Below are 16,561 nucleotides of genomic sequence, written 5' to 3' on the forward strand. Positions count from 1 at the left end.
CGACGGTCAAGCGCGTTTGCGCTGTTTTCTGGGGCGCTGTTCAGGAGTTGGTGATCTGCTTTCGGTGACGCTGTAATCGGCCTGGCGGTGCGTCGGGGCTCCTGATGAGGGAATGCGTGCCGCGTCGGGGTGCCAGCTGGCGCTGGTGATGCTCATGGAGTCCATCCGTGCCGTTGTGTAGCTGATGGCTCGCTGGTCGACATTGCTGTTGCCGTACTGGATGGCCGGCGTGGCGGCGGTGGGGGCGTAGCTCGGGCCGGCGGGGTTGAAGGCGGGACCTGCGCTGTCGGCGTATTGGGTGTAGTTGGACTCGTAAGAGGGCGCATAGGTGGGCGCGTAGGCGGACTCGTAAGAGGGCGCATAGGTGGACCCGTAATTGGGCGCGTAAAGGGTCGGCTGGTTGACGCCGTAGGACGCGCTCGTGTCGTATTGAGCCGGGTACTGACTGACCTCGGGCGAGGGGTACGAGTAGGGGTCCTGGGGTGTGAATGATGATTGAGCCGCTACCGAATAAAGGTTGGTGTTCTGGGACATCGGCTCTGACCCTGGTGCGGGTGCGACGGCGTAGTACGGGGGTGCTGCGTCGTGGGTGTACGGCCCGGAGGGCGTCGAGTAGGAACGGGCGGGGCTGCCTGGGGCGGGCAGCCGCTGTGGCGGGTCGATGACCTGTTCGTTCTGGTGCGCCTCGACGGGTACGCTCGGGCGCCATCCCTGGGGCAGTGGGATCCTGCCGGGTGCCGCGATCTCCGGGTCGCCCCTCGGGGGCAAGCGGTCGGGGTTCGGGTGCAGGACGGAGCTGTTGCCGTATACGTTCAGGATGAACGAACGTCTGGGCAGTCCGTGGGCATCGGTGAAATCGTTCACCACCGCCAGGCTCAGAAGCCTGGCGTTGGGATTGGCGAGTCGGCCGGTGGCGCCAGCCCAGGCCGCGATGAGTGAGTGATCGACGATGGCGGGGTTGTCGATGGCCTCCTGGTAGGCCACCGGTACGAACAGTCGCGGGGGCCAGCCGGCGGGCGGGTCGATTCGCTGAGCTGCCGCGGCCCTCGGGTCGGCACCGCCGGGGGCAAGATCAGGATGGTTCGCCAGGAAATATTTCGCGCCAAGCTGCTCAGACGTGTAATAGCCGGCGGGAAGCCCGTGCGACCGGGCAAAGTCATCCAACACTCCCGGGCCCATAACAGCGAGGCTGGTGGCGGTAGGTGCCATTCGATCTGTCGCATGCGTCCAGGCCACCACGATGCGGGGATCGGCGATGCCCGGGTTGTCGATGACCGCCTGATAGGCCGCCGGGGTGAACACTCGCCCCCAGCGAGCGGGCGGGTCAATTCGCTGAGCTGCCGCGGACCTCGGGTCGGCACCGCCGGGGGCAAGATCAGGATGCTTCCCCAGGAAATACTTCGCGCCATCCCACTCAAGTGTGTAGTAGCCGGCGGGGAGCCCGTGCGACTCGGCAAATTCCCCCAACACTGCCCGGCTCAACTGACCGAGGTGATCGGAGCTACGCGCAAGTCGACCTAACCTGTGTGCCCAGTCCAGCACGAGGCTGGGATCGGCGATGCTCGGGTTGTCGATAACCGCCTGATAGGCCGCCGGTACGAACACTCGCCCCCAGCGGGCGGGCGGGTCAATTCGCCGAGCTGCCACGGACCTCGGGTCGGCACCGCCGGGGGCAAGATCAGGATGCTTTCCCAGAAAATATGTCGCGCCATCTGACTCAAGTGTGAAGTAGCCGGCGGGGAGCCCGTGCGACCGGGCAAAGTCCCCCAACACTCCCCGGCTCAACTTGGCGATGTGATCGGAGCCGCGGGCGAGTCGACCTGACTTGTGTGCCCAGTCCAGCACGAGGCTGGGATCGGCGAGGCCCGGGTCGTCGATGATCTGCTGGTAGGCCATCGGCGTATAAGCGGGGGCGGATTCGCGTCGTCGGGGCATGCTTCTGGTCCTCTCGCGTGGATGACCGCTGTCCAGCTCCCCAACGGGGCATCCACGACCAAGGTTCAACACGAAACGGGCCTACCCGAATCGGTGCCCGCCCCAACTCCGCACACGGCTCTGCCGCGTCACTCTCGACCTCGCCGTCAGCCACCGCTACACCACGACCCACCCCACGCCGCTTCGCGACGCGGGATGCTGCCGCGTGTCTACCCAGTTAGGCGGCCCAGGACTTCGCGGGCTGCGTTGCCGGGGCTGCCACCTACGCGGTCCGGTAGTGCGCCGGCCAGCCACAGAGTGGCGAATCCATGGGCGATGGACCAGGCGGCGAGCGAGTCCAGGCCGGTGTCGCCGGATGCGCCACGGGCGGCCACCCCCGCGCGGAGTGCCGCGCCGGCCCGCTCGCGGGCGGCGGTCAGCTCGGGGTCGTCGACCCGGTGCAGCTCGGGCCGGAACATCACCTCGAAGTAGGCGCGGTGCGACACCGCGAAGTCCACGTACGCGACGCCGGCCGTCAGCAGGTCGTCGCCGGCGGCGACCAGCGCCTGCGCCAACCGGTCGAAGCCCTCCGTGGCGAGAACGGTGAGTAGCCCCGCCTTGTCACCGAAGTGGTGCGCGGGCGCGGCGTGCGAGACACCGGCCCGACGAGCCAGGTCGCGCAGGCTCAGCGCGGCGGGTCCGACCTCCTCGATCGCCTGCAGCGCCGCGGCGAGCAGGGCGCGGCGAAGGTCGCCGTGGTGGTACGGACGCGTCTCGGTCATGCCCGAATCCTAATCTTGCCATTGACAAGATGCCACCGACCACCGCAATCTTGTCACCGACAAGTTTCCCCGAGGAGGACTCCGATGGCACCCCTGATCGTCCTGATCGCCGGCAGCGCACTGGCCCGCCTGGCCGGCCTGGCCGGCGTCTCCGCGCTCGACGGCTGGCATCCCGCGCTGCGGGTCGGACTGGCCCTGATGTTCGTGCTGACCGGCGTTGCGCACTTCGTGGGCCGACGCCGCGCCGACCTGATCGCGATGGTTCCGCCCCGACTACCCCGGCCGGACCTGCTGGTCACCCTCACCGGCGCACTGGAGCTGGTCGGGGCGGTCGGGCTGCTGATCCCGACGACCGCCCGCCTCGCCGCGGCCGGGCTCGGCCTGCTCCTGCTCGCGATGTTCCCGGCGAACGCCTCGGCCGCACGCCGGAGGCTGACCCTCGCCGGACGCCCGGTCACCCCACTGGGTCAGCGCGCGATCCTGCAACTCGTGTTCGTCGCCACCGCCGCGGCTATTTCGTTTGGCCCCTGACTATCAGGGGGCTAATCTGCTCTCGTGGAACTCATCACCCTCCAGGATGTGCCGCTGGGACGACTACTGGTCGTGGCCGGGCACCTCGTCGGGCAGCGCTGGAACCGCTTCCTCGCCGAGGAACACGGCCTCACCCAGGCCGGCATGATCACCCTGATGACGCTCGCCCGGCACGGCGAGCTGCCCCACCGCCAGGTCGCCGAGAAGGGGTTCGTCCGCCCGGCAACACTGACCGGCATCGTCGACACCCTCGAACGCGACGGCCTGGTCGAGCGCCAGCGCGACGACAGCGACCGGCGCAGCATCCGACTCGCCATCACCCCCGCCGGCCGGGAACGGGTGGCCGCGCTCGGCGCTCTCATGCACTCCGGACGCCCGCTCACCTCGGTCGACGCCGACCCGGCGAAGGCCCAGGTGATCCGGGAGTTCCTACTCGAAGTCATCGGCAGCGGCCACGACCCGCAGATGACCGGACGACCCACCGACGCGGAGGAAACGTCGTGCTGATCCGACTGTTACGCGGCCAACTGCGCCCGTACTCCAGACCGCTAGTGGCGGTGGTGCTGCTCCAGTTCGTGGGCACCATGGCCTCGCTCTACCTGCCCAGCCTCAACGCCGACATCATCGACAAGGGCGTGGCCCGGGGCGACACCGGCTACATCGTGCACACCGGCGGCTGGATGCTGCTGGTCAGTCTGATCCAGATCGTCTGCTCGATCGCGGCCGTCTACCTGGGCGCGCAGGTCGCCATGGGCTTCGGCCGGGACGTCCGCGCCCGGCTGTTCTCGCACGTCAACAGCTTCTCCGCCCGCGAGGTGGCCCGGTTCGGGGCGCCGTCGCTGATCACCCGCAACACCAACGACGTCCAACAGGTGCAGATGCTCGTACTGATGAGCTGCACCATGCTGGTCGCCGCACCGATCATGAGCGTCGGTGGGGTGGTCATGGCGCTGCGCGAGGACATCGGGCTGTCCTGGCTGATGCTGGTCAGCGTGCCGGTGCTGGCCGTCGCGCTGAGCGCGATCATCCGCCGGATGGTGCCGGGCTTCCGGCTCATGCAGACCCGGATCGACACGGTCAACCGGGTGCTGCGCGAGCAGATCACCGGCATCCGGGTGGTCCGCGCGTTCGTCCGCGAGCCGTACGAGACGGAGCGCTTCGGTGTCGCCAACGCCGACCTGACCGCCACCGCCCTGCGTACCGGACGGTTGTTGGCGTTGATCTTCCCGGTGGTCATGCTGGTGCTCAACGTGTCCAGCGTGGCGGTGCTCTGGTTCGGCGCGCAGCGGGTCGACTCCGGCGCGATCCAGATCGGCGCGCTCACCGCCTTCCTGGCGTACCTGATGCAGATCCTGATGGCCGTCATGATGGCCACCTTCATGCTGATGATGGTGCCCCGGGCAGCCGTCTGTGCCGAACGCATCGTCGAAGTGCTGGACACCGACTCCTCGGTGGTCCCCGCCGCCACCCCGGTCACCGAGCTGCCCAGCCGGGCCGAGTTGGAGCTGCGCGGGGTGCGGTTCCAGTACCCCGGGGCGGTCGAGCCGGTGCTGCGGGACATCTCCTTCCGCGCCACCGCCGGCACCACGACGGCGATCATCGGCAGCACCGGCGCCGGCAAGACGACCCTGCTGTCGCTCGTCCCGCGCCTGGTCGACGTGACCGACGGCGCGGTGCTGGTCGACGGGGTCGACGTACGCGAGTTGGAACCCGACGAGCTGTGGCGACGCATCGGGTTGGTGCCGCAGCGGCCGTACCTGTTCACCGGCACGGTCGCCAGCAACCTGCGCTACGGCAACCCGGACGCCACCGACGAGGAGCTGTGGGCGGCGTTGGAGATCGCCCAGGCCCGGGACTTCGTGGCCCAGATGCCCGGCGGGCTGGACGCGCCGATCGCACAGGGCGGCAGCACCGTCTCCGGCGGGCAGCGCCAACGCCTGGCCATCGCCCGGGCACTGGTCCGGCAGCCGGAGATCTACCTGTTCGACGACTCGTTCTCCGCGCTCGACCTCGGCACCGACGCCCGGCTGCGGGCGGCGCTACGGCCGATCACCGCGCAGTCGGCGGTGGTGATCGTGGCCCAACGGGTGTCCACCATCGTCGACGCCGACCAGATCATCGTGCTCGAGAACGGAGGGGTCGTCGGAGTGGGACGACATGCCCAGTTGTTGGAGACCTGCCCGACGTACGCCGAGATCGTGGCCTCCCAGCAGACGGCGGAGGTGGCGGCGTGAGCGAGCGGAACGAGCCGCGCGCCGCGGCCGTACCCAGTCAGAAGCCGGCCGGCGACCCGCGGACGCCAACCGGCGACGCCGAGCAGCCCGGCGGCGGCGCCACGCAGCAGCCCGGCGGCGACGGGCAGACGCCGAAGCGGCTGCCGGCGGGCCGACCGGGCGGCGGCCCGCCCTGGATGAGCGCGGGAATGCCCGCCGAGAAGTCGATGAACTTCGGACCGTCGGCGCGACGGTTGCTCGGCCGGCTGCGCCCGCACCGGCTGCACCTGGGCGCGATCATCACCCTGGCCGTGGTGAGCGTCGGTTTCAGCGTGGCCGGTCCGAAGATCCTGGGCCACGCCACCGATCTCATCTTCAGCGGGGTGATCGGTCGGCAACTGCCGGCGGGCACCACCGCCGACCAGGCCGTCGCGGCGGCGCGGGCCAGCGGCAACGAGAGCTTCGCCGACATGCTGTCCCGGATGGACGTGGTGCCCGGGGTGGGCATCGACTTCGACGCGCTGGGCCGGGTGCTGCTGTTGGCGCTCGGGCTCTACCTGGCGTCGAGCGTGCTGGCGTGGTGGCAGGGCTGGCTGCTCAACGGGGTGGTCCAGCGCACGGTGCTGCGGCTGCGCGCCGAGGTGGAGGAGAAGCTCAACCGACTGCCACTGCCCTACTTCGACCGGCAGCCCCGTGGCGAGCTGCTCAGCCGGGTCACGAACGACATCGACAACATCTCCACCAGCCTCCAGCAGACCCTCAGTCAGCTACTCACCTCGCTGCTGACCGTGATCGGCGTGCTGGCCGTGATGTTCTGGATCTCGCCGCTGCTGGCCCTGGTGGCACTCGTCGCGGTGCCACTGTCGGTGCTGGTCACCCAACGCATCGCCAAGCGGTCGCAGAAGCAGTTCATCGCGCAGTGGACGCACACCGGCGCGTTGAACGGCCAGATCGAGGAGGCGTACACCGGGCACGAGCTGGTGAAGGTCTTCGGCCGGCAGCGCGAGGTGGAGGCCGCCTTCCACGCGAAGAACGAGGAACTGTTCCGGGCGAGCTTCGGCGCACAGTTCATCTCCGGGATCATCATGCCGTCGATGATGTTCATCGGAAACCTGAGCTACGTGGCGATCGCCGTGGTCGGCGGTCTGCGGGTGGCCTCCGGGGCGATGAGCCTCGGTGACGTGCAGGCGTTCATCCAGTACTCCCGCCAGTTCACCCAGCCGCTGACCCAGCTCGCCTCGATGGCCAACCTGCTCCAGTCCGGGGTGGCGTCGGCCGAGCGGGTCTTCGCCGTGCTCGACGCCGACGAGCAGAGCCCCGACCCGGCCCAGCCGGCCCGGGTCGTCGACCCGCACGGCCGGGTCGAGTTCGAGCACGTCTCGTTCCGGTACGCGCCGGACAAGCCGCTGATCGACGACCTGTCGCTGGTGGCCGAGCCGGGGCACACGGTGGCGATCGTCGGCCCGACCGGCGCCGGCAAGACCACCCTGGTCAACCTGATCATGCGCTTCTACGAGCTGGACGCCGGCCGGATCACGCTCGACGGGGTGGACGTCACCACGCTGCGCCGCGACGACCTGCGTGGCCGGATCGGCATGGTGCTCCAGGACACCTGGCTGTTCGGCGGCACCATCCGCGACAACATCGCCTACGGCCGACCCGACGCCACCGAGGAGGAGATCGTCGCCGCGGCCCGAGCCACCTTCGTGGACCGGTTCGTGCGCAGCCTGCCCGACGGCTACGACACGGTCATCGACGAGGAGGGCAGCAACGTCAGCGCCGGCGAGAAGCAGCTCATCACCATCGCCCGAGCGTTCCTCGCCGAGCCGTCCCTGCTCATCCTGGACGAGGCCACCAGCTCGGTGGACACCCGTACCGAGGTGCTGCTCCAGCGGGCGATGGCGGCGCTGCGCTCGGACCGGACGAGCTTCGTCATCGCGCACCGGCTCTCCACCATCCGGGACGCCGACCTGATCCTGATGATGGAGGAGGGTCGCATCGTCGAGCAGGGCACCCACGAGCAGTTGCTCGCCGCGCACGGCGCGTACCACCGGCTCTACCGCTCACAGTTCACCGGCGCGGCGGTCGACGAGGAGCCGGCCACCGCCGCCCAACCGGCGTCGGTCTGAGGGCGGCCGGTCGTGCACACAACCGGATCGGCGGGCGGGTCAGCCCGGCGGGAGCAGATCGGCCGCGCGGGCGGCGACCTGCCCGCCGATCAGGGCGAGCGCGGCGTCGGCCGGCATCGGAGCCAGGGCACGGCCGTCGCGCAGCCGGAGGGCGAGCGCGGCGGCGGCGGCCTCGGAGGCACCCAGGACCCCGAGGTACGGGACGCGGCGGCGGGCCGCGTCCCGGACCCGGGCGCCCAGCGAGCCGGCGGCGTCGACCTCGACCCGCAGCCCGGCGTCGACGGCCCGCCGGGCCAGGTCGGCAGCCGCGTCGGCCTGCCCGTCGTCCACCGGCAGCAGCACCAACTGGACGGGCGCGTACCAGGCCGGGAACGCCCCCTCGTGCGCCTCGATGAGGTACGCGAACAGCCGTTCCATGCTGCCGACCAGGCTGCGGTGCAGCATCACCGGCCGACGCCGGCCGCCGTCGGAGTCGGTGTACGACAGGTCGAACCGCTCCGGCTTGTCGAAGTCGACCTGGATGGTGGAGATGGTCGACTCCCGGCCCGCCGCGTCGACGATCTGAATGTCGATCTTCGGCCCGTAGAAGGCGGCCTCGCCCGGCGCCTCGACGTACTCCACCCCCGCCAGCGCGCCCCGCAGCAGGTCCTCGGCGCGGGCCCACTGCGCGTCGTCGCCGACGTACTTCCCGCCCGGTCCGCGCAGCGACAGCCGGAACCCCGCCGGGCGTACGCCGAGCGCGGCGTGCGCGGCGCGGATCAGCCCGAGGATCTCGGCGACCTCCGCGCCGACCTGCTCGGGAGCGCAGAAGATGTGCGCGTCGTTGAGGGAGATGGCGCGTACCCGGGACAGACCGCCGAGCACCCCGGAACGCTCCGCGCGGTACATCCCGCCCAGCTCCGCGACGCGCAGCGGCAGCTCCCGGTAGGAGCGGCCCCGGGCGCGGAACACCAACGCGTGGTGCGGGCAGAGCGCCGGCCGGAGCACGAACTCGTCGTCGGCGCTCAGTCGCAGCGGCGGGAACATGTCGTCGGCGAAGTAGCCGAGATGGCCGGAGAGCTCGAAGAGTTCCCGCTTACCGAGCGGCGGCGAGTAGACGTGCCGGTGGCCGGAGCGGCGCTCCAACTCCCGGACGTACTCCTCGACGGCGTGCCGGGCGGCGGCGCCGGCCGGCAACCAGATGGGCAGGCCGGCGCCGGCCAGCGGGTCGGAGACGAACAGGTCCAGCTCACGGCCGAGCCTACGGTGGTCGATCATGTCGGGCTCCTGGATCGGGTACGACCCGGAGGCGACCTGGACACCGAACGCCGAACGGCCCTCGGGGGCGGATCGCCCCGGGCCTGGTCGACGGTGGTTACGTCAGCGCGGCACGCCGGGGACACCCGGCGTCGTCGTCACTTTCGCGCTGCGCATGCCGCGACGCTACCCGTCGGGCGGTCGGGGACGCACCCGGATTTGCGGCGGCGGGAAGAGGGACGGGCCGCCGGCGCGGGACCCGCCGGCGGCCCTGAGCGGCCCGCATCGTCAGGAACGGGGGACCCGGCGTGCTGGGCCGCGCCGACCACGGTACGCCGACGCACGCCGATCCGGCGACCACCTCGGGCTGCGCTGGGACCGTCACCAGCGGGACGCCTGCCTCGTTGGAACAGGGTGGCCCTGTGGTGTCGGCGGTCACGACGCCCCGGGCCCCTCCACCGTGACGCCGGCCATGCCGTCAGGCTCAAGACACCCAATCGGCCGCATCCGGCGAGGTGGCAGGCGTGCCCGAACTACTGACTGACGTCGCGTCGCCGACGTGGGCGTACCTGGTGCTGCTCGGGCTCCTCGTCGCCGACGCCTTCGTACCCGTCATCCCCACCCAGATCGTCATGATCACCAGTGGCGCGCTGACCGTGTACGGCGGCCTCAGCCTGCCGGTCACCATCGCCGTGGGCGCGCTCGGCGTGTTCGCCGGTGATCTGGCCTGCTACCTGCTCGGCCGGCTCGCCCCGGACCGGCGGGCACCCCGGCACGCGGAGCTCAGCCGCGCCCGCCGCGTCGCCAGCCGGGTCACCCAGGGTCTCCGACAACCCGGCCCGCTGGTCATCCTGCTCTGCCGGTTCGTGCCGGGCGGACGGATGGCGGCCTGCTTCTCGGCCGGCCGCAGCCGCTACCCGTACCGGCTGTTCGCGCTCTACGAGATGATCGCCGCGTTGGGTTGGGCCAGTTACGGCGCGTTGATCGGACACCTGGGCGGCACCGCGCTCACCGAGTCGGCCTGGCGGCTGGCCATCATCGCCGTCGCCGCGGCGGCCGGTTTCGCGGCGGCCGGCTGGGCGATGACCCTGGTCAGCGCCCGCCACGCCCGCGCCGCCGCCGAAGTCCCCGTCGACTGAGTGCACGCTCTCCGCTCTCCACTCTCCACTCTCCACTCTCCGCGATCTTGCACTTTCGGTCGCGGCAATTGTGGCGGATAACCGCATAACGGCAACCGAAAGTGCAAGATCGCGAGGGCGAGGGCGAGGGCGAGGGCGAGCGCTGGGGCGGGGGCGGGGGCGGGGGCGAGGGCGGACCGGCCTGTAGGGGTGGGTTTTGGGGGCCAAGTCGGTGGCGGTCCCGGATCTGGCTGGGGTGTTCGCGGCGACAGGCTGAGGCATGCCTGGAACCCGGAGTACCGGCCTGCTGGCCCTCGGCGGGATCGCCGTGGCGGCGCTGCTCACCGTGATCGGCCACCTGGAAGTCAACGACGACCTCAACCCGTGGGCGCTGACCATCAGCGACTTCGCCGTCTCCGACCGGGGCGGTGTCATCGACGTCGCCATGGTGGTGCTGGCGCTCGCCACCGTCGCGGTGATGTACGGGCTGCGTCGTACCGGCCCGCCGCCCGGCCGAGCGGCCGAACTGCTGCTCGTCGCCTGGGTCGCGGGGCTGCTGCTGGCCGCCGTGGTGCCGACCAACGAGCCGGGCACCGCCATGACCGCATCCGCCTACGTGCACCGGTACGCGTCGGTGGTCGCCTTCCTGGCTCTCCCCGTCGGCGGTTGGCTGCTCGCGCGTCGCCCCGACCTGACGCCCACCGCCAGGACGCTACGCGCCCTGGTCGTGCTCAGCCTGGCCCTGTCGGCCGCAATGGTCTGGTCCGCCTACCCCGGCGACCGCCTGCTCATCGGCCTGGCCGAACGCCTCCTGATCCTCACCGAGGTAGCGGTCCTGGCGACGGTCGCGGTGACCCAGGTCCGGCGTGCACCCGTCGATCATGGAGTTGTGGTGCCCCACGAAAGGGGTGTGACGCCGCATAACGGCCACCACAAGTCCATGATCGACGAGGATGGGGCGCGGGCGCTTACTCCAGTTCGTGGAGCATTAGCTGGCGGGCGGACTCGGTGATGGAGCCGGAGAGGCTGGGGTAGATGGTGATCGTCTGGGCCAGCTCGTTGACCGTCAGATTGTTCTCCACGGCCATGGTGATGGGCAGGATCAGCTCGCTGGCCTTCGGGGCGACCACCACGCCGCCGATCACCTGACCGCTCGCCGGGCGGCAGAACAACTTCACGAAGCCGTCGGACAGGTCGTCCATCTTGGCCCGGGCGTTGCCGGACAGCGGCAGCATCACCTGCCGGGCCGGCACCTTGCCCGCGTCGACCTCGTCCTGCGAGACGCCGACGGTGGCCAACTCCGGGTCGGTGAAGACGTTCGCGGCGACGGTCCGCAGCCGCAGCGGGCGGACGGCCTCGCCGAGGGCGTGCCACATGGCGATCCGACCCTGCATGGCGGCCACACTCGCCAGCAGCAGCACGCCGGTGCAGTCACCGGCGGCGTAGATGCCGGGCACGTTCGTCCGGGAGACCCGGTCGACCGTGACGTAACCGCCCCGGCCCAGCTCCACGCCGTACTCGGCCAGGCCCAGGTCGGCGGTGTTCGGGATCGAGCCGACCGCGATGAGAGCGTGCGAACCGGTGACCCTGCGCCCGTCGGACAGCTCCACCTCGACCCCGTCGGCGGTTCGCCGCACCGCGTCGGCCCGGGAGTTGTTGAGGATGTTCATGCCCCGGTTGCGGAACACCCGCTCGATGGCCGACGCCGCGTCGGCGTCCTCGTGCGGCATCACCCGGTCGCGGCTGGAGACCAGGGTGACCTCCACCCCCATCGCGAGGTACGCGCTGGCGAACTCGGCGCCGGTCACGCCCGAGCCGACCACGATCAGGTGCTCCGGCAGCTCCGACAGGTCGTACACCTGACGCCAGGTCAGGATGCGCTCGCCGTCCGGTACGGCGGTGGGCAACTGCCGGGGCGTCGAGCCGGTGGCGACCAGCACGGTGGAGGCGTCGATCGGGTACTCCTCGCCGCCGTCCGCGGGCGTGACGATGACGCGGTGGGTGTGCCCGAGCGCGTCCTCGCCGAGGCGGGCGGTGCCGGCCACGAAGGTGACACCCGCCTTGAGCAGCTTGGCGTGGATGTCGGCGGACTGCGCCAACGCCAGCCGCTTCACCCGCGCGTGCACGGCCTGCGCGTCGACGGTCACCGCCTCCAGGCCGTCCGAGTGCACCCCGAACTCCTCGGTGTCCCGGTAGCCGGTGACCACCTGGGAGCTGGCGATGAAGGTCTTCGACGGTACGCAGTCGGAGAGCACACAGGCCCCACCCGCGCCGTCGGCCTCGACCACGGTGACATCGGCGTCCAGTTGGGCGGCGACCAGTGCCGCCTCGTACCCGGCCGGCCCACCGCCGATGATCACGATCCGGCTCACAGCGCCATCCTTTCGCTCGCGACTGCGGGGCTCCGCCGCGCTGCACTCCTCGCGCTCACCACGTTCGCCCTTCGTTGGTGCTCACAGTGACTTTCTTCTCCCGAGCGCATCCGACACGCACAGTCGTATTCTCCCCCACCCATCCGCCGGGCTATCGTCATCGCCGTGGGTCATCACGCCGCCTACGGCTCAAACCTCGATCCGTCCCGGATGCGGGCCTACTGCCCGCACTCCCCGATGGTCGGCACCGGCTGGCTGGAGGGGTGGCGGCTGACCTTCGCCGGGGAGGACGTGATCGGCTGGGAGGGCGCGGTGAGCACCGTCGTCGAGTCCCCCGGCGACCGGGTGTTCGTGGCGATCTACGACATCCACCCGTACGACGCCGCGCAGCTCGACGAGATCGAGGGCGTGACCGCCGGCACCTACCGCAAGCTGCACGTACGGGTCTCCACCCTCGACGGCGACGTCACGGCGTGGATCTACGTGTTCGACGGGTACGAGGGCGGCCTGCCGACGTCGTGGTACCTGTCCGAGATCGCGAACGCCGCCGAGAAGGCGGGCGCGCCGGACGACTACGTCACCGAGCTGCGGTCCCGCCCCACCGGCACCGCGTCCCCGTAGCGCGCATCCCACGCCCCCAGTCTGCAACCGGCGCCGATCCGGACGCCCGTCGGGCCCGGCCGGGGTCGTCAATCACACACCGGCGGCCGGGACGACCCGCTCGTACATGTCGGTCCACCCGGTCTCCCGCAGGCCCACCGAGCGGTAGAGCGACACCGGGGCCGTCGGGTTGGTGAGGTCCACGCCGAGGCCGGCGAACTGCCGGCCCTTGTCGGCGTAGCGGGCGAACGCGCGGCGCAGCAGCGCCGCACCGACACCCCTGCGGCGGTACGCGGGCAGCACCGACAGACTCTTCACCCAGCCCTCCTGCTGGTCGAGCGCCTGGTCCGAGGATTGCAACGCGCCGGCGAGCACCCCATCGACCTCGGCAACGAACCACTCGTCCCAGGCGGTCACGTCACCGATGCGGGCCCGCCACCGCTCGTACGACAGCGGCTCGTGGTCCGGGGTGTCGCCGAAGGCGGCCTCGTGGATCCGGTGGAACTCCCGCAGCTCGGCCTCGTCGTCGGAGCGGACCGGCCGCACCGTCACACCGGGCGGGGTGGCGGGCTCGGCGGGCAGGTCGGCCAACGTGCGGCGCATCCGCACGTACCGCTTAGCCAGGGTGAAACCCGCGGCCCGCAGCTCCCGGTCCCAGTCGCGCTCCGGGGCGAACACCGCGCAGCGGGCGGTGAGCGCCGGCAGTCCCCGCTCCGCGGCGCGCTCGGCGACCCGGTCGAGCTGGCGGGCGAGCAGCGGCGCACGGAGGGTGGCGGCCCGCTCGGGGTCGACGTAGACCTCCACGAACTCCCGGCCGACCCCGGTCGGGTTGTCCACCGTCGCCCAGGCGACGACGGTGTCGTCCGGGTCGAGCGCCAGCCAGGAGTCCCGGCTCGGGTCGAAGTGGGGCGCGGTCAGCGCCTGCTCGACATCCTCGGCGTCGAAGTCGGGATGGCCGATGGCGAAGGTGTCGGCGGCGTGCACCACCGCGAGGATCGCCGGCACGTCGTCGAGGGTGGGCCGGCGCGTAGTCCAGCCGGCGGGAAGGGTCACGGCAGGAGATCCTGGCAGCCGTCGGCCCGGAGCGCCGCCCATTTTCCGTGGCGGCGGCGTTGGCCGACCAGTCGATCAGTTCTGGCCGGGGCTCGCGACGGGCAACCCTGCTTCCTTGGCGCAGTCGAGCAGTCGGCGATCGTAGGTGACGAAGGCGACGAGTGCGGTGCCGGACTCGTTGGTCAGGACCTGGGCGGTGGCCAGGTGGATGGCATCGAGACTGCGGAGCACGGGTTCGGCGAACGCGGCCGCGGTGGCGCGGATCGTACTGTCTATCTCCAATCGAAAGAGCCGTCCGACGGCTGCGGGCACCCCGATCAACGCTTGCGGAGCGGATCGGCGCAGGGCCCTGGGCACCTCCACCTCGACGAGGGCGGAGGACACCAATGGCACGTCGGGGTGGGTGTTGAGCCAGGAGACGAGGTCGGCGCTGCACGCCTCCTGCCTGACCAGCTTAACGACGGCGGCGGAATCGAGATAGATCACCAGCGCTCCTCGTCACGCATGGCGCTGAGGTCGGCGGCCACATCGACCGCCTCGTCACCCAGCTTTGGCGGAAGCGGCATCGGACCGCCGCCGGTAGGGGCGACGGCCCGCCCGGCCGCTACCAGCTTGGCCAGCATCGACCTGTCGTCGCTGACGGGTACGAGTCGGGCGATCGGGTGACCGCGATCGGTGATCTCGACCGTCTCACCTCCACTTACCCGCGCCAACACCTGACTCGTGTTCTGGTTGAGTTCGCGAACACCGATGCGCTCCATACGAACAAGTGTAGAACCAGATGTTCTACACTTCCATCGCTTCTGACATCGGCGTTGGCCGGGGCGTTCACCCCAGGCCGGCGCGGGTGTGGTGCAGCAGCTCCACCAGCTCGGTGCCGTCGGCCGGGCCGAGCGCCGCGAACGCCGGCGCGGCCAGCCGGTTGGTCACCGCCTCCGCCCACAGCCGCCGACGCACCAACGGCCCGACCGCGGGGTACGGCGGCGGCCAGCCGCACGCCACCGCGCCGGCCTCGCCCTCCGGCCCGGCCAGCACCGCCTCCAGCGGGGTCATGCCGGCGGCCCGCACCGCCAGCAGGTAGGCGCCCGTGAAGTGTTCACGCAGCAGTCGCAGCCCGGCCGCGCTCCGGGCGCCCGGAGAGTGGTCCGGCAGCGGCATGGCCCGCCACGCGGCGAAGAGCGGCATGCCGCTGGTGTCGGCGGCGGCGACCGCCCGCTCGACGAGGTCGGCCAGGCGCTCGATCCCGGAGAGCACGCCCAGCATCTCCGTCCCCCACCGACAGCACTCGGCGAGACTCGCGGCGGCCACCTCGACCGGCGGCAGGACCCGGGCGGCGGCGTCCCAGCCGTCCGCGACGGCGTCCGGCGCGACGAAGCCGATCGCCGCGGCGGCCGTCTCCGCGCGTACGTCGCCGAGCGCCCCGGCCCGACCGCTGATGTAGAAGGCCCAGCCGGAGATGCCGAGCAGCCGAGCCCGACGCAGCGTGCTCGGACACCTGCTGAACCCGTCGCCGAGGTCGAGGACGGCGGGTTTGCTGGCGGCGGCGAGCTGCTCCGGCGTCATCCGGACGCCACCCGCGCTCGCGGCTCGGGGACGGCCGCCCGCAGACGGCCCACCCACTCGTCGTCGTCCATCGATGTCAGTCTGCCGCCCCGCCGCCCGCGTCCGCATCCCCCTCTTCGGCCACCAACGCCTCGACGGCCGCCTCGACCTCGCCCGCCCGGCGGCGGGCCACGGTCACCGCCCGTTCGGCCGCACGCCGGGCCAGCTTCGCCCGGCTCAGGTCCTGTTCCGCCACCGCGCGCCGACGTTCCAACTCGGCCAGCTCCGTCTCGATCCCATCGAGTACGGCAACCCCGTCGCGCTCCTGCCCGACCGCCTCGGCCAGCTCGTCCTCGGCCCGCTGTTGGTCGGCGCGGGCACGGTCCAACTCGCGGTCCAGGGCCCGACGGCGGCGGGCCCGCTCGGCCCGAGCCGTTCGCTGCGCCGCCCGCTCGGCCTGCGCGGCACGCTCCCCGGCCCGGTCGGTACGGCGGTTCGGCTCCGGGCCCTCGCGCTGGGCGCCCGGCCGTCGAGCCGGCGGCTCCTCCTCGTCGCCGGTGACCAGTCGCAACTGCGGTCGGGGCACCTCGCCGAAGCCGGCGTAGGTGGCCGAGCGGAGCAGACGCCCCGCGCGTACCTGCTCGGCGACGTCGGCGTCGGAGAGCGCGGCGTTCAGGGTCGCCTCCACCTCGGCCAGCGGCAGCCGGCCGGCCGGTGGCGCCTCGGGCTCCGCCGCGGCGAGCGTACGGACCTCGGCGACCAGGGCCGCGACCACCGCACGGCGCTGGGCCGACAACTCCCGCAGTCGGGGACCGCGCAGCTCCCGCTGGGCTGCCCGTAGCGCGTCGGCGAGACCGACCAGGTCGTCCACCAGCTCGGGGCGTTCGATGGCGAGCAGGTTGACCAGCCAGGCGGCGACGGTGGGACGACGCAGCCGGGCCAGTTGCCGGGCGGTGGTCGTGTCCCCGGCTCTCCGGGCCTCGGCCACCGCGGCGTCCCGGGCCGCCACGAACCGGTCCGGTGGGGTGCGGTAGAGCTGCCGCACCAACTCCGTGGAGGGGCCGGGCATCG

At 71.5% G+C, this 16,561-nt stretch carries 16 protein-coding genes; 7 read left to right on the forward strand and 9 right to left on the reverse strand.

Annotated features, from left to right (window positions below; translation table 11 throughout):
• Positions 1-6: 6 nt before the first annotated feature.
• Positions 7-1,896, reverse strand: coding sequence for a hypothetical protein (locus tag AB0B55_RS28600; RefSeq protein ID WP_357175016.1), 1,890 nt, complete (start codon positions 1,894-1,896; stop codon positions 7-9).
• Positions 1,897-2,144: 248 nt separating this feature from the next.
• Positions 2,145-2,696 (reverse strand): TetR/AcrR family transcriptional regulator, encoded by a 552-nt coding sequence (locus tag AB0B55_RS28605; protein WP_357130282.1) that lies wholly within the window; start codon positions 2,694-2,696, stop codon positions 2,145-2,147.
• 84 nt (positions 2,697-2,780) lie between these two features.
• Here AB0B55_RS28605 and AB0B55_RS28610 point away from each other — a divergent pair, with 84 nt between their 5' ends.
• The 4 genes from AB0B55_RS28610 (at position 2,781) to AB0B55_RS28625 (ending at position 7,569) form a co-directional block, all read left to right on the forward strand.
• The gene (locus tag AB0B55_RS28610; RefSeq protein ID WP_357130285.1) at positions 2,781-3,227 is read left to right on the forward strand and encodes a DoxX family membrane protein; all 447 of its coding nucleotides are present in this window, start codon (positions 2,781-2,783) and stop codon (positions 3,225-3,227) included.
• A gap of 24 nt (positions 3,228-3,251) precedes the next feature.
• Positions 3,252-3,734 carry a MarR family transcriptional regulator gene (locus tag AB0B55_RS28615; RefSeq protein WP_357130288.1) on the forward strand — a complete coding sequence of 161 codons (483 nt, stop codon included), beginning with the start codon at positions 3,252-3,254 and terminating at the stop codon, positions 3,732-3,734.
• Positions 3,728-5,461, forward strand: a complete 1,734-nt coding sequence (locus AB0B55_RS28620; RefSeq protein ID WP_357130291.1) for an ABC transporter ATP-binding protein — start codon at positions 3,728-3,730, stop codon at positions 5,459-5,461. Before AB0B55_RS28615 ends, AB0B55_RS28620 begins: the two co-directional genes overlap by 7 nt.
• Positions 5,462-5,649: 188 nt before the next feature.
• Positions 5,650-7,569 carry an ABC transporter ATP-binding protein gene (locus AB0B55_RS28625; protein ID WP_357130428.1) on the forward strand — a complete coding sequence of 640 codons (1,920 nt, stop codon included), beginning with the start codon at positions 5,650-5,652 and terminating at the stop codon, positions 7,567-7,569.
• Positions 7,570-7,608: 39 nt separating this feature from the next.
• Here AB0B55_RS28625 and thrS read toward each other — a convergent pair whose 3' ends face one another.
• The gene (gene thrS, locus AB0B55_RS28630) at positions 7,609-8,826 is read right to left on the reverse strand and encodes a threonine--tRNA ligase (protein WP_357175019.1); all 1,218 of its coding nucleotides are present in this window, start codon (positions 8,824-8,826) and stop codon (positions 7,609-7,611) included.
• Positions 8,827-9,329: 503 nt separating this feature from the next.
• Between thrS and AB0B55_RS28635 the strand changes: the two genes are divergently transcribed.
• Both AB0B55_RS28635 and AB0B55_RS28640 read left to right on the forward strand, forming a co-directional pair.
• Entirely contained in the window at positions 9,330-9,944 is a 615-nt protein-coding gene (locus tag AB0B55_RS28635; RefSeq protein ID WP_357130297.1) for a DedA family protein, read from the forward strand.
• Positions 9,945-10,203: 259 nt separating this feature from the next.
• Entirely contained in the window at positions 10,204-10,935 is a 732-nt protein-coding gene (locus tag AB0B55_RS28640) for a DUF998 domain-containing protein (protein ID WP_357175021.1), read from the forward strand.
• On the opposite strand, the gene AB0B55_RS28645 is transcribed toward AB0B55_RS28640, so the two are convergent.
• The gene (locus AB0B55_RS28645; protein ID WP_357130303.1) at positions 10,892-12,295 is read right to left on the reverse strand and encodes an NAD(P)H-quinone dehydrogenase; all 1,404 of its coding nucleotides are present in this window, start codon (positions 12,293-12,295) and stop codon (positions 10,892-10,894) included. The two genes, AB0B55_RS28640 and AB0B55_RS28645, sit on opposite strands and share 44 nt — an antisense overlap.
• A gap of 165 nt (positions 12,296-12,460) precedes the next feature.
• Here AB0B55_RS28645 and AB0B55_RS28650 point away from each other — a divergent pair, with 165 nt between their 5' ends.
• Positions 12,461-12,916, forward strand: coding sequence for a gamma-glutamylcyclotransferase (locus AB0B55_RS28650; protein WP_357175024.1), 456 nt, complete (start codon positions 12,461-12,463; stop codon positions 12,914-12,916).
• A gap of 72 nt (positions 12,917-12,988) precedes the next feature.
• On the opposite strand, the gene AB0B55_RS28655 is transcribed toward AB0B55_RS28650, so the two are convergent.
• The 5 genes from AB0B55_RS28655 to AB0B55_RS28675 form a co-directional block, all read right to left on the reverse strand.
• Positions 12,989-13,948 carry a GNAT family N-acetyltransferase gene (locus AB0B55_RS28655; protein ID WP_357175027.1) on the reverse strand — a complete coding sequence of 320 codons (960 nt, stop codon included), beginning with the start codon at positions 13,946-13,948 and terminating at the stop codon, positions 12,989-12,991.
• 75 nt (positions 13,949-14,023) lie between these two features.
• Positions 14,024-14,434 (reverse strand): type II toxin-antitoxin system VapC family toxin, encoded by a 411-nt coding sequence (locus tag AB0B55_RS28660; protein ID WP_357130312.1) that lies wholly within the window; start codon positions 14,432-14,434, stop codon positions 14,024-14,026.
• Positions 14,431-14,709 carry a type II toxin-antitoxin system prevent-host-death family antitoxin gene (locus AB0B55_RS28665; RefSeq protein WP_357130315.1) on the reverse strand — a complete coding sequence of 93 codons (279 nt, stop codon included), beginning with the start codon at positions 14,707-14,709 and terminating at the stop codon, positions 14,431-14,433. The genes AB0B55_RS28660 and AB0B55_RS28665 overlap by 4 nt, the downstream gene beginning before the upstream one ends.
• Before the next feature lie 67 nt (positions 14,710-14,776).
• Complete coding sequence (locus AB0B55_RS28670) at positions 14,777-15,511, reverse strand: hypothetical protein (protein ID WP_357175030.1); 735 nt, start codon at positions 15,509-15,511, stop codon at positions 14,777-14,779.
• 76 nt (positions 15,512-15,587) lie between these two features.
• Entirely contained in the window at positions 15,588-16,559 is a 972-nt protein-coding gene (locus tag AB0B55_RS28675; RefSeq protein WP_357175033.1) for a hypothetical protein, read from the reverse strand.
• Positions 16,560-16,561: the final 2 nt, after the last annotated feature.

Origin of the sequence: Micromonospora sp. NPDC049107, assembly GCF_040648595.1 — a bacterium.
Lineage (GTDB): Bacteria > Actinomycetota > Actinomycetes > Mycobacteriales > Micromonosporaceae > Micromonospora.

Coding starts and splice junctions, on each gene's coding strand:
- thrS (WP_357175019.1), bottom strand. CDS start 8,826: ATGATCGACCACCGTAGGCTCGGCCGTGAGCTGGACCTGTTCGTCTCC.
- AB0B55_RS28600 (WP_357175016.1), bottom strand. CDS start 1,896: ATGGCCTACCAGCAGATCATCGACGACCCGGGCCTCGCCGATCCCAGC.
- AB0B55_RS28640 (WP_357175021.1), top strand. CDS start 10,204: ATGCCTGGAACCCGGAGTACCGGCCTGCTGGCCCTCGGCGGGATCGCC.
- AB0B55_RS28605 (WP_357130282.1), bottom strand. CDS start 2,696: ATGACCGAGACGCGTCCGTACCACCACGGCGACCTTCGCCGCGCCCTG.
- AB0B55_RS28625 (WP_357130428.1), top strand. CDS start 5,650: ATGCCCGCCGAGAAGTCGATGAACTTCGGACCGTCGGCGCGACGGTTG.
- AB0B55_RS28675 (WP_357175033.1), bottom strand. CDS start 16,559: ATGCCCGGCCCCTCCACGGAGTTGGTGCGGCAGCTCTACCGCACCCCA.
- AB0B55_RS28665 (WP_357130315.1), bottom strand. CDS start 14,709: ATGGAGCGCATCGGTGTTCGCGAACTCAACCAGAACACGAGTCAGGTG.
- AB0B55_RS28610 (WP_357130285.1), top strand. CDS start 2,781: ATGGCACCCCTGATCGTCCTGATCGCCGGCAGCGCACTGGCCCGCCTG.
- AB0B55_RS28670 (WP_357175030.1), bottom strand. CDS start 15,511: ATGACGCCGGAGCAGCTCGCCGCCGCCAGCAAACCCGCCGTCCTCGAC.